The organism is Thiomonas sp. UBA7699 (assembly GCF_002482605.1).
Lineage (GTDB): Bacteria > Pseudomonadota > Gammaproteobacteria > Burkholderiales > Burkholderiaceae_C > Thiomonas > Thiomonas arsenitoxydans.
Map to the genome: position 1 here is coordinate 93,522 of NZ_DLGH01000032.1, position 11,960 is coordinate 105,481.

Here is an 11,960-nt window from a genome sequence, read left to right on the forward strand (position 1 = left end):
CTTATGTCATATACAAGACTGTTTCATTCCACCCTTGCCGAGGCATAGAATGCTCGGGTTACTACCGAAGGAGACCCCCCATGGATCAACACATCCGCGTGCCCGCAGGCGAAAAAATCACGGTCAACCCGGACTTTTCGCTCAATGTTCCCGACCATCCCATCATTCCTTACATCGAGGGCGACGGCACGGGCTTCGACATCACCCCAGTGATGATCAAGGTGGTGGACGCTGCGGTTGAGAAGGCCTACGGCGGCAAGCGCAAGATCGCCTGGATGGAAATTTTCGCCGGCGAAAAGGCCACGCGGGTGTACGGCCCCGACGTGTGGCTGCCCGAGATCACCCTGCAGATCCTGCGCGATTACGTGGTGTCGATCAAGGGCCCGTTGACCACCCCGGTCGGCGGCGGCATCCGCTCGCTCAACGTCGCGCTGCGGCAGGAGCTCGACCTCTACGTCTGCCTGCGTCCGGTGCGCTATTTCCAGGGCGTGCCCTCGCCGGTCAAACACCCGGAAAAGACCAATATGGTCATTTTCCGCGAGAACTCCGAAGACATCTACGCCGGCATCGAGTGGGCCGCCGAGTCGGACGGGGCGAAGAAACTCGTCAATTTCCTCATCAACGAGATGGGGGTGAAAAAAATCCGCTTCCCCGAAACCTCGGGTATCGGCATCAAGCCGGTATCGCGTGAGGGCACCGAGCGCCTGGTGCGCAAGGCGCTGCAATACGCCATCGACAATGACCGCAAGTCGGTCACCCTGGTGCACAAGGGCAACATCATGAAGTTCACCGAAGGTGCCTTCCGCGACTGGGGCTACGGTCTGGCGAGCAAGGAATTCGGCGCCCAGTTGCTCGACGGCGGGCCGTGGATGCGCTTCAAAAATCCCAAAACTGGCCGCGAGATTGTGGTGAAAGACATGATCGCCGACGCCTTTCTGCAGCAAATCCTGCTGCGCCCGGATGAATATGACGTGATCGCCACGCTCAACCTCAATGGCGACTACGTTTCCGACGCGCTCGCGGCCCAGGTGGGCGGCATCGGCATTGCGCCGGGCGCCAATCTCTCCGACAGCGTGGCCATGTTCGAGGCCACCCACGGCACCGCGCCGAAGTATGCCGGTAAAGACTATGTGAATCCCGGCTCCGAAATCCTCTCCGCCGAAATGATGTTGCGCCACATGGGCTGGGTCGAAGCCGCTGACCGCATCATCGCCAGTATGGAAAAGTCCATCCTGTCCAAACAGGTGACCTACGACTTCGCCCGTCTGCTGCCAGACGCCACCCAGGTGAGCTGCTCCGGCTTCGGTCAGGTGATGATCGACCATATGTGACCCTCGTTGCTGACGCCTGAAAGCGCCCCCAGACCTGCCGCGTTCGCGTCAGGCCCACCCGGGGTGGACAAGGAAACTTGGGGCGGCCCTGCGTTTTCTCATAAGACCGCTCCGGCGGTCTTTTTTATGCGGGTTGCGAGTGAGGGATCATCCGCTCTTGTTTTCTGTCGGCCCCGCCGCAGATGGATGGCTCGGATGCGGTTTTTTGTTGTTCGGCCGACCTTGCGGAATTACCCTTGGCGACAACAAACCACGGCAGACCTCCCTACAATTTTGAGCATGTCAGCTTCCCATTCCCCCCCTCCAGCAGACGGCGGCGCCGTCGTTGTCGAGCGTCAGACGCTGCGGCTCAAGCCGCCGGCGATGTATCAGGTCATCCTGCTCAACGACAACTTCACGCCGATGGAATTCGTGGTTGTCGTGATTCAGCACTATTTCAACAAAGACCGCGAAACGGCGACGCAAATCATGTTAAAAGTGCACCGTGACGGCCGGGGCGTTTGCGGGGTTTACACCCGCGACATCGCGGCCACCAAGGTGGAGCAGGTGATCGGCGCGGCCCGTCAGGCCGGTCACCCTTTGCAGTGTGTGATGGAAGCCATTTAGGAGGCTCGTGATGATTGCGCAAGAACTGGAAGTCAGCCTGCATATGGCTTTTGTCGAGGCGCGCCAACAGCGCCACGAATTCATTACCGTGGAGCATCTGCTGCTGGCCCTGCTCGACAACCCTTCTGCCGCCGAGGTGCTGCGCGCGTGCTCGGCCAATCTGGACGATCTGCGCAAAAGCCTGACCGCGTTCATCAAGGAAAACACCCCCATCGTGCCGGGTTCGGACGATGTGGACACCCAGCCCACGCTGGGATTCCAGCGCGTCATTCAGCGCGCCATCATGCACGTGCAGTCCACCTCCAACGGCAAGAAAGAGGTGACGGGCGCCAATGTGCTGGTGGCGATCTTCAGCGAGAAAGATTCACACGCGGTCTATTACCTGCACCAGCAGGGTGTCACCCGGCTCGACGTGGTGAATTTCCTCTCGCACGGCATCCGCAAGTCCGAGCCGGTCGAACCGGCCAAGTCGGCTTCGGCGCCGAGCGAAGACGGTGGGGACGAGAAAGAGGGCAAGGAATCGCCGCTCGATCAGTTCACCCTCAACCTCAACGCGCTGGCGCAGCAGGGCAAGATCGATCCGCTCATCGGCCGCGAGCATGAAGTCGAGCGCGTCATTCAGATTCTTTGCCGCCGTCGCAAAAACAACCCGCTGTTGGTGGGCGAAGCCGGCGTGGGCAAGACCGCTATTGCCGAGGGTCTGGCCTGGCGCATTACCGAAGGGCAGGTGCCGGCCATTCTCCAAGACGCCGTGGTTTATTCGCTCGACATGGGCGCGCTGCTGGCGGGCACCAAATATCGCGGCGATTTCGAGCAGCGCCTCAAGGCCGTGCTCAAGCAGCTCAAGGACAAGCCGCACGCGGTGCTGTTCATCGACGAAATTCATACCCTGATCGGCGCTGGTTCGGCTTCGGGCGGCACGCTCGACGCCAGCAATCTGCTCAAGCCGGCGCTGTCGTCGGGCCAGTTGCGCTGCATCGGCGCCACCACCTTCACCGAGTACCGCGGCATTTTCGAGAAAGACGCCGCGCTGTCGCGCCGTTTCCAGAAGATCGACGTGGTCGAGCCCAGCGTGCAGCAGACCGTTGAAATTCTGCGCGGCCTCAAGTCGCGGTTTGAAGAGCACCACGGCGTGAAGTATTCGCCCGGCGCGCTGTCGGCCGCGGCCGAACTCTCGGCCAAGTACATCAACGACCGCCACCTGCCCGACAAAGCCATCGACGTCATCGACGAAGCCGGCGCGGCGCAGCGCATTCTGCCCAAGAGCAAGCAGAAAAAGACCATCGGCAAAATCGAGATCGAGGAGATCATCTCCAAGATCGCCCGGGTGCCGGTGCACAGCGTCACCACCGACGATCGCTCCAAGCTCAAGAGCCTAGACCGCGACCTGAAAAACGTCGTGTTCGGGCAAGAGGCCGCCATCGACGCGCTGGCCGCCGCCATCAAAATGGCGCGCTCCGGCCTGGGCAAGCCCGACAAACCCATTGGCGCCTTCCTGTTCAGCGGTCCCACGGGCGTTGGCAAAACCGAGGTGGCCAAGCAACTGGCGTTCACTCTGGGCGTCGATCTCATTCGCTTCGACATGTCCGAATACATGGAGCGCCACACCGTCTCGCGCCTCATCGGCGCGCCGCCCGGCTATGTGGGCTTCGACCAGGGCGGCCTGCTCACCGAGGCGGTGACCAAGAAGCCGCACGCCGTGCTGCTGCTCGACGAAATCGAGAAAGCCCACCCGGATGTGTTCAACGTGCTGCTGCAGGTCATGGACAACGGCACCCTCACCGACAACAACGGGCGCAAGGCCGACTTCCGCAACATCATTCTCATTATGACCACCAATGCCGGCGCGGAAGCCATGCAGAAATCCGTCATCGGTTTCACCAACAAGCGCGAGCAGGGCGACGAGATGGCCGACATCAAGCGCCTGTTCACCCCCGAGTTCCGCAACCGGCTCGACGCGACCATCAGCTTCAAGCCGCTGGACGAAACCATCATCCTGCGCGTGGTGGATAAATTCCTGCTCCAGCTCGAAGCCCAGCTTGCCGAAAAGAAGGTGGACATCACCTTCTCCGACGCCCTGCGCAAGCATCTGGCTAAGGCCGGTTTCGACCCCCTCATGGGCGCCCGCCCGATGCAGCGTCTCATCCAAGACACCCTGCGCCGCGCCCTGGCCGACGAACTGCTGTTCGGCCGCCTGGTCGATGGCGGGCGGGTGTCGGTGGATATTGATGAAGCGGCAGCCGAGAAAGACAAAATCAAACTCGACATCACCCCGCCCGAACCGCGCCCGAAGAAAAAAGAAGCCGAGGACGCTGCGGCCTGACGTTCTCAAGCATCGGTTCAGTAAAACGCCCCGTTATTCGGGGCGTTTTGCTTTTTGATACGGGTGTTTCAAATGTGGCGAGGGTGGTGCGCGGGGTGGGGGATAGACTGCGGGTGAGGAATATGAAGGGGTGCTACGAAGATAGACCTGACCCCAGTCTTCGGACCCCAATCTTCGTGACCCCAATCTTCGTGACCCCAATCTTCCGCTGTCATTTTTCGCAAATTTCACATAGGAGAAGTGAATTGAAAATCAGGACGGAACACAAATACATCGGTGCCGCACTTATGCAAATTGCCGAGCACGAACAATTCACTGCCATCAACGCGATGAAAATCAAGGGGGAGTCGATCAACAATGCATTTAAGATCAATAACAATATTGGTCTATTGTGTAAATACGCATCTGAGCCGAATGGTGGAGGTGAGTATCTCTTCACTTTTCAGGCCGACCATGTTGCAGCTATCGAAAAAATTACCAAACACAACGATCATGCGTTTATTGCGCTCGTTTGTATCGAAGACGCTGAGATTTGTTGCCTGACTGTTGATCAGTTCAACACGCTAATCGAGAGTAGAAAAAAATCAGCAGGGCATGATGAGGATTTGTATCAAATCTTAGTTACAGCAGAGCAAGGCAACAGCCTTCGCGCTTATGTAAATGCAGCTGGAAAGAAGGGGAGAGTAGCTAGGAAAAAACTAATTATTGCGCGGAAAGCCTTCCCGAGCGACCTTTTTGGCTAAGGAAACACTTGTGTAAGAGTTGGGGGTCAGGTCTAGCTATGATGCATTTGCAACAAAGCTAGACCTGACCCCGTCTTGTTCGTCTTGTTACGTCTTGTTAATTTTTAGGAAAAAACGTGCAAATGGGGTCAGGTCTATCTTTGTTGCACTGAGTGAATCAACACGAGGCCTGCCCCCCAACTTTCCTTCGCTCGCCATCATCACCTGCGAAGCAATCGTTTAAGAAGAGTGGTTGGATAATCTTGGCGGTGGCCTACGGCGAGATAGACGTAGATATTTCCGTCCAGGTGTTGGTACACCAGCTTGTGATGGGATGTGAGGACGTTTTTGTAATTCATTATTCCAACAGCAGCCAGTTCTGGAATTGGTGAACCGTCTAAAATGCCTGTTTCTATCAGGCGTAATTTTTCAAAAATTTCATCTTCTGCAATTATCCAGGCCGATTCGCCCCATTTGTCGAGCATGTAGTCTTGCAGCGAAAGCAGATCTTCCTGCGCGTCGGGAAGGATGATGATGGCCATTACTTCCGGCTCTGGCGGGCGGCCTTTAATTGGGCGCGCGATTCCTCGACTGAAAATCCTTTGCCTTGTTGTCGGTCTTTTTCGCCGAGTGCGATGATTTTGAGGGCGGAAATTAGCGCTTCTTTTTCCTGAAATTGTTTGACATGTTCAATCACCATGCTGGCTTCGCCATTTTGGGTGATGACATAGGGAGTGCCGTTCAATTCCAGATCTTCGGATATCTGGGCGGCGTGGCTTTTGAGGTAGGAAATGGATTTGATGTTGCTGACGGATTGCATGGGGCCTCCGGGGTGAATTCAGTCTGAATTTAGGTCTGAATTCAGTCTCAGTCAATGACCGCAGTGGCCTACGTCTGCGCCAGACCTTGCGCAGCTTCTTGTAGCGCCCGGATGAAATTCTCCCGCAGGGGGTTGGGCGTCTGCGCGGGCTGAAGAATGCCGAGTTCGATGGTGGCGGGTTGGCCGAGCAGGGGGCGGTACTGCACGCCGGGGCGTTTTAGCTGGCGTAGCGAAGCCGGCACGAGGGCCACGCCCATGCCGCAGGAGACCAGGCCGATGACGGTTTGCATCTGCCGGGCGTGCTGGGTGATGCGGGGGGCGAAGCCTGCGGCCTGACACAGACTGAGGGTGAGGTCGTACAGGCCGGGGCCGATGTTGCGGGGCGGCACGATGAAGGGTTCTTTGGCGAGGGCGCGCAGATCGACGGCGCCGCTGCCTTCTTGCAGCACGGGGTGGGCGGTCGGGGCGGCGAGCATCAGCGGCTCTTGCAGCAAGGGGGTGAAGGTCAGTCCAGGCTCGTCCACGGGGGCGAGGCCGATGCTCAGATCGAGTTCGGCGGCGAGAAGCTCGCGGATCTGGGCATCGGTGGTGAGTTCGTGCAGTTGCACGTCCACCTGCGGATACCGCGCGCGAAAGCTCTTGAGGGTGGGCGGCAGGATGCCGAAGTCGGCGATGGAGACGAAGCCAATGGAGAGCGTACCCGCGTCGCCGCGCTCGGTCTGGCGCGCGCGCTCGACCGCGTGTTCGAGCTGGGCGAGGACGGCGCGGATGTCATCAAAAAAGGCGGCGCCCGCGGCAGTGAGTGCCACGCCGCGGTTGCTGCGCTCAAGCAATCGGGCGCCGATTTCGTCTTCAAGCGCCTTGATCTGGGTGGACAGCGGCGGCTGCGAGATGTGCAGCCGCTCGGCCGCGCGCGAGAAGCTGCCTTGTTCTGCAATGGTGACAAAGTATCGGAGCTGCCGCAGTTCCATGATTCGTTTGGCGTATAGCGCTGCCATAAAAAATGTATTGTTCAATATAGCCGAGGGGCGGGACAATCTTTCTCTTTGTCCATCATTTCCCCGCAGGAGAATCGTCCCATGCCCGCCTACCGTTCCCGTACCAGCACTTCCGGCCGCAATATGGCGGGCGCCCGCGCACTGTGGCGCGCCACTGGCATGCAGGACGGCGATTTCGGCAAGCCCATCATCGCAGTGGCCAATTCGTTCACCCAGTTCGTGCCCGGCCATGTGCATCTGAAAGATCTCGGCCAGTTGGTGATCGAGGAAATCGAGCGCGCGGGCGGGGTGGGCAAGGAGTTCAACACCATCGCGGTGGATGACGGTATCGCCATGGGGCACGACGGCATGCTCTACAGCCTGCCGTCGCGCGACATCATTGCCGACAGTGTGGAGTACATGTGCAACGCGCATACGGCCGACGCGCTGGTGTGCATTTCCAACTGCGACAAGATCACCCCGGGCATGCTGATGGCCGCGCTGCGGCTGAACATTCCGGTGGTTTTCGTGTCGGGCGGGCCGATGGAGGCCGGCAAGACGCGGCTGGCCGGCAAGGTGATTTCGCTCGACCTCATCGACGCCATGGTGGCCGCGGCGGACGACAAGGTGTCTGACGACGACGTGCAGGCCATCGAACGCTCGGCCTGCCCGACCTGCGGCTCGTGCTCGGGCATGTTCACCGCCAACTCGATGAACTGTCTGACCGAAGCGCTGGGTCTTTCTCTGCCGGGCAACGGCTCGCTGGTGGCCACGCATACCGACCGCGAGCAACTGTTCCGCCGCGCCGGGCGCACCATCGTCGATCTGGCCCGCCGTTACTACGAAGGCAACGACGACAGCGTGCTGCCGCGCCGCATCGCCTGCAAGGCAGCGTTCGAGAACGCGATGTCGCTGGACATCGCCATGGGCGGTTCGACCAACACGGTGCTGCACCTGCTGGCGGCCGCGCAGGAAGGTGGCGTCGATTTCGGCATGGGCGACATCGACCGCCTGTCGCGCAAGGTGCCCACGCTGTGCAAGGTCGCGCCGTCGAGCCACTATCACCTCGAAGATGTGCACCGCGCCGGCGGCGTGATGGCCATTCTGGGTGAGCTCGACCGGGCCAAGCTGCTCGACACCCGCGTGCCGACGGTGCACGCGCCCTCGCTGGCCGCCGCGCTCGATACCTGGGACGTGGCGCGCCAGCCCAGCGACGACGTGCAGACCTTCTACCGCGCAGGCCCGGCCGGGGTGCGCAGCACGCAGGCGTTTTCGCAGAGCTGCCGTTACGACACGCTGGACACCGACCGCACCAATGGCTGCATCCGCGATGTCGCGCACGCCTACAGCACCGACGGCGGGCTGGCCGTGCTGTTCGGCAATCTGGCCGAACGCGGCTGCATCGTCAAGACCGCCGGGGTGGACAAGAGCATCCTCACCTTCTCCGGCCCTGCTGTGGTGCTGGAAAGCCAGGACGCGGCGGTCGAGGCGATTCTGGGCGGGCAGGTGAAGCCGGGCGATGTGGTCGTCATCCGCTATGAAGGCCCGCGCGGCGGCCCCGGCATGCAGGAAATGCTCTACCCGACCAGTTATCTCAAATCGAAGGGCCTGGGCAAGGTCTGCGCCCTCATCACCGACGGCCGCTTCTCGGGCGGAACGGCGGGGCTGTCCATCGGCCATGTATCGCCCGAAGCGGCCGAGGGCGGCGCCATCGGCCTGGTGCGCACGGGCGACCGCATCGTCATCGACATTCCCAACCGCCTGGTGCGGGTGGATGTGAGCGACGACGAACTGGCCCGCCGCCGCGCCGAGCAGGATGCCCGGGGCTGGAAGCCCGCAGCGCCGCGCGCCCGCAAGGTGAGCCAGGCGCTCAAGGCCTATGCCAAGCTGGTGACCAGCGCCGACAAGGGCGCGGTGCGCGACGCTAATTTGTTGGACGATTGACGCGCAACTGGTGGCGGCCCGATCAACCGGTCCGCGCCGCCACCTGCAGCAACTGCGCCGCCACCGAGGCGGCGATCACCTCTGGCGCCTTGCCCGGAATGCCGGGGATGCCCACTGGGCAGACCAGCCGCTCCAGCGCCGACTCGGAAACACCGCGTTCGCGCCAGCGCCGCAGAAAGCGCGCGCGTTTGGTGGCGGAGCCGATGAGGCCGAACCAGCCGATGTCGGCGCGTCGCAGAATGGTTTCGCCCAAGTGAAAGTCGAGGTCGTGGCTGTGGGTCATCACCAGATAGAACGCGCCGGGCGGCGCGGTGGCGATTTCGGCTTCCGGGACGTCCACTGCCAGGGCGCGCAGCGTGGAGGGCCACTCGCCGCCGACTTCGGGCGCGAAGGCGTCAGGCGGAAACTCCTGCTCCCGCTCGTCGATCCAGTCGATGTGACAAGGCAGCGGCCGCAGGGCGCGCACCAGCGCCCGACCGACATGGCCCGCGCCGAAAAGCTGCAGATGGAACAGCGGGGCGGGAACGGGAAGCGCGCCGCTGGCCGCAATCTCGTAGCGAAGCTCGACGTGGCCGCCGCAGCATTGCCCGAGTGCGGGGCCGAGGGCGTGGCTTTCGAGGTGGGGTTCGGCTGGCGTCTCGGCGGCCCAGCGTGCACGCAGTCGCCGCGCGGTGGCGATGGCCTTGTATTCCAGGTGTCCGCCGCCGATGCTGCCGCGGGTTTGTGTGGTGCCCACCAGCATGCAGGCGCCTTGTTCGCGCGGCGCGGAGCCGCGCACCCGGCTGAGGGTGACGCAGACCCAGGGCGTCTGCGCGGGTTCGCCGTCAAGCAGGTTGAGCGGTGCGGGTTCGCGTTTCATGGCGCTGCCGAACCTCGCTGGATGCGCACCGCCTCGATAGCGTCGAGTATGGCTTCAGGCGTGGCTGGCGCGCGCAGGGGCGGGTCGATGCAATGGTCGCCGACGGCGGAAATGGCATCGCGTATCGCCAGCAACACCGAGAAGGGCAACAGCAGCGGTGGCTCGCCGACGGCCTTGGAACGATGGAGGGTCGGCTGGGCGTTGGGGTTGTCGAACAGTGCGGTGTGGAACGAAGGCGGGCTGTCGTTGGCCGTCGGTATTTTGTAGGTGCTGGGGGCGTGGGTGAGTAGCACCCCGGTTTTCGGGTGCCACACCAGTTCTTCCATCGTGAGCCAGCCCATGCCCTGAATGAACGCGCCTTCGACCTGCCCGATGTCGATGGCCGGGTTGAGCGACCTCCCGGCGTCGTGCAGCAGGTCGGCGCGCAGCAGGCGCCATTCGCCAGTGAGCGTATCGACCAGCACTTCGCTGACCGCGGCGCCGTAGGCGAAGTAGTAGAACGGGTGGCCGGTAAGCGTCTTGGCATCCCAATGCAGGTCGGGCGTGGTGTAGAAGCCGTCGCTCCACAACTGCACCCGGGCCAGATAGGCCTGCTGCACCAGGGCGGCAAAGGGCAGGGTGGTGTTGCCCGCGTGCACCATGCCGCTACTGAATCGCACCGACTCGGTGCGGCCACCGTGCTGTTCGGCGGCGAACGCCGCCAAGCGCTGGCGCAGGGTGCGTGCGGCGTCGAGTGCGGCCATGCCATTGAGGTCGGCCCCGGTAGAGGCGGCGGTGGCCGAAGTGTTGGCCACCTTGTGGGTGTCGGTGGCGGTGCAGCGCACGGCGGCGAAATCCAGCCCCAGTTCCTCGGCGACGACTTGCGCCACCTTGGTGTTCAGCCCTTGCCCCATCTCGGTGCCGCCGTGGTTCACCAGCACGCTGCCATCGGTGTAGATGTGGACGAGTGCGCCCGCCTGGTTCAGGTGCACGACATTGAACGAGATGCCGAACTTGACCGGGGTGAGCGCCAGCCCCTTCTTGAGCACCGGGCTGTGGGCGTTGAAGCGAGTAATGGCGGTGCGGCGCGCAGCGTAGTCGGCGCTCTGCACAAGCTGGTCCACCAGCGGGGAGATAACGTTGTCAATCACACCCTGGCCGTAGGGCGTGTGGTTGTTCCGGCCGATGCCGTAGAAGTTGGCGCGGCGGACCTGCAGCGCGTCATGCCCCAATTTGCGCGCGATGGAGTCGAGCACGAATTCGGTGACGAGGGCGCCTTGCGGCCCGCCGAAGCCGCGGAAGGCCGTGTTGCTCTGGGTGTTGGTCTTGGCGACGAAACCGTGGATGGCGACATTGGGCAGCCAGTAGGCGTTGTCCACATGACAGATGGCCCGGGTGAGCACCGCGCCGGAGAGATCGGCGGAATGCCCGGCATTGGCGATCAAGGTCACCTCGTAGGCGAGGATGCGACCGTCGTCATCGAAGCCCACGGCGTAGTCGTACTCGAAACCGTGGCGCCGGCCGGTGATGAGGAAGTCGTCGTCGCGGTCGAGCCGCAGCTTCACCGGCTTTTGCAGCAAGTGGGCAGCCAGCGCCGCGCAGCAGGCGAATTGCGCCGACTGCGATTCCTTGCCGCCGAAGCCGCCGCCCATGCGTCGGCATTCCACCTGCACCTGATGCTGCATCCACCCCAGCATGTGGGCGACGACATGCTGCATCTCGCTGGGGTGCTGGGTGGAGCACAGCACGCGCAGCCCCGAGTTTTCGGTGGGCATGGCATAGGCCACCTGGCCTTCGAGGTAGAACTGCTCCTGCCCGCCCACGCTCAAGCTGCCTTGCAGGCGATGCGGGGCGCAGGCCATCGCCCGTTCGAGTTCGCCGGGCGCCGTCTCGCGCGTCAGGTGCATGGGGGGCAGCACATACTGGCCCTGGGCATGGGCTTCGCGGGCGGTGAGCACCGCCGGCAGGGCCTCGGCCTGGATCACCTCGCGTGCCAGGGCCGCCGCGCGGCGCGCGAGGGTCTGCGTGGTGGCGACAACCAGGAAGACCGGCTGACCGACGAAGCGCAGCGTGCCGTCGGCCAGAATCGGGTCGTCGTGCACCACGGGGCCGCAGTCATTCGTCGCCGGAATGTCGGCGGCGGTGAACACGGCCACCACGCCGGGCTGGGCGCGCAGGCGGGCGAGGTCGATGCCGAGCAGCTTGCCGTGCGCCAGGGAAGAAAGCCCCAGCGCCGCGTGCAGTGTGCCGTGCAGTTCGGGCGCGTCGTCGGTGTACGTGGCCTGACCGCTGACGTGTAGATGCGCCGATTCGTGCGGCGGAGTGGACGGCCCCCACGCTCCCGCTTCGCGGTCGCTGCCCCCCAAGGGGGCGCACCCCGCCTTGGGGCGGCCCGGCGG

Annotated in this window: 10 protein-coding genes; 5 read left to right on the forward strand and 5 right to left on the reverse strand. The window is 62.7% G+C overall.

What is annotated here, in order from left to right:
- Positions 1–80 precede the first annotated feature (80 nt).
- From icd to B3H47_RS14415, 4 genes are all read left to right on the forward strand, one after another.
- Positions 81–1,331, forward strand: coding sequence for an NADP-dependent isocitrate dehydrogenase (gene icd, locus B3H47_RS14400; RefSeq protein WP_286987720.1), 1,251 nt, complete (start codon positions 81–83; stop codon positions 1,329–1,331).
- A 279-nt stretch (positions 1,332–1,610) separates the two neighbouring features.
- Complete coding sequence (clpS, locus tag B3H47_RS14405; protein WP_013105755.1) at positions 1,611–1,937, forward strand: ATP-dependent Clp protease adapter ClpS; 327 nt, start codon at positions 1,611–1,613, stop codon at positions 1,935–1,937.
- 10 nt (positions 1,938–1,947) lie between these two features.
- Positions 1,948–4,260, forward strand: coding sequence for an ATP-dependent Clp protease ATP-binding subunit ClpA (gene clpA, locus B3H47_RS14410; protein WP_013105756.1), 2,313 nt, complete (start codon positions 1,948–1,950; stop codon positions 4,258–4,260).
- A gap of 191 nt (positions 4,261–4,451) precedes the next feature.
- Positions 4,452–5,003: a hypothetical protein gene (locus B3H47_RS14415; protein WP_286987721.1), complete on the forward strand. Its 552-nt coding sequence runs from the start codon at positions 4,452–4,454 to the stop codon at positions 5,001–5,003.
- A 200-nt stretch (positions 5,004–5,203) separates the two neighbouring features.
- On the opposite strand, the gene B3H47_RS14420 is transcribed toward B3H47_RS14415, so the two are convergent.
- From B3H47_RS14420 to B3H47_RS14430, 3 genes are all read right to left on the reverse strand, one after another.
- Entirely contained in the window at positions 5,204–5,524 is a 321-nt protein-coding gene (locus tag B3H47_RS14420; protein ID WP_286987726.1) for a type II toxin-antitoxin system RelE/ParE family toxin, read from the reverse strand.
- Positions 5,524–5,802 carry a type II toxin-antitoxin system Phd/YefM family antitoxin gene (locus B3H47_RS14425; RefSeq protein WP_286987728.1) on the reverse strand — a complete coding sequence of 93 codons (279 nt, stop codon included), beginning with the start codon at positions 5,800–5,802 and terminating at the stop codon, positions 5,524–5,526. Before B3H47_RS14425 ends, B3H47_RS14420 begins: the two co-directional genes overlap by 1 nt.
- Positions 5,803–5,870: 68 nt before the next feature.
- A complete protein-coding gene (locus B3H47_RS14430) occupies positions 5,871–6,773 on the reverse strand; it encodes a LysR family transcriptional regulator (protein ID WP_286987730.1) in 903 nt (300 codons plus the stop codon).
- Positions 6,774–6,881: 108 nt separating this feature from the next.
- Here B3H47_RS14430 and ilvD point away from each other — a divergent pair, with 108 nt between their 5' ends.
- Complete coding sequence (gene ilvD / locus B3H47_RS14435) at positions 6,882–8,723, forward strand: dihydroxy-acid dehydratase (RefSeq protein WP_286987731.1); 1,842 nt, start codon at positions 6,882–6,884, stop codon at positions 8,721–8,723.
- A gap of 22 nt (positions 8,724–8,745) precedes the next feature.
- On the opposite strand, the gene xdhC is transcribed toward ilvD, so the two are convergent.
- Both xdhC and xdhB read right to left on the reverse strand, forming a co-directional pair.
- A complete protein-coding gene (xdhC, locus tag B3H47_RS14440; RefSeq protein ID WP_286987732.1) occupies positions 8,746–9,582 on the reverse strand; it encodes a xanthine dehydrogenase accessory protein XdhC in 837 nt (278 codons plus the stop codon).
- On the reverse strand, positions 9,579–11,927 hold the full coding sequence (gene xdhB, locus B3H47_RS14445) for a xanthine dehydrogenase molybdopterin binding subunit (protein WP_286987734.1): 2,349 nt from the start codon (positions 11,925–11,927) through the stop codon (positions 9,579–9,581). Before xdhB ends, xdhC begins: the two co-directional genes overlap by 4 nt.
- Positions 11,928–11,960: the final 33 nt, after the last annotated feature.

Coding starts and splice junctions, on each gene's coding strand:
- icd (WP_286987720.1), top strand. CDS start 81: ATGGATCAACACATCCGCGTGCCCGCAGGCGAAAAAATCACGGTCAAC.
- clpS (WP_013105755.1), top strand. CDS start 1,611: ATGTCAGCTTCCCATTCCCCCCCTCCAGCAGACGGCGGCGCCGTCGTT.
- clpA (WP_013105756.1), top strand. CDS start 1,948: ATGATTGCGCAAGAACTGGAAGTCAGCCTGCATATGGCTTTTGTCGAG.
- B3H47_RS14420 (WP_286987726.1), bottom strand. CDS start 5,524: ATGGCCATCATCATCCTTCCCGACGCGCAGGAAGATCTGCTTTCGCTG.
- B3H47_RS14425 (WP_286987728.1), bottom strand. CDS start 5,802: ATGCAATCCGTCAGCAACATCAAATCCATTTCCTACCTCAAAAGCCAC.
- B3H47_RS14430 (WP_286987730.1), bottom strand. CDS start 6,773: ATGGAACTGCGGCAGCTCCGATACTTTGTCACCATTGCAGAACAAGGC.
- ilvD (WP_286987731.1), top strand. CDS start 6,882: ATGCCCGCCTACCGTTCCCGTACCAGCACTTCCGGCCGCAATATGGCG.
- xdhC (WP_286987732.1), bottom strand. CDS start 9,582: ATGAAACGCGAACCCGCACCGCTCAACCTGCTTGACGGCGAACCCGCG.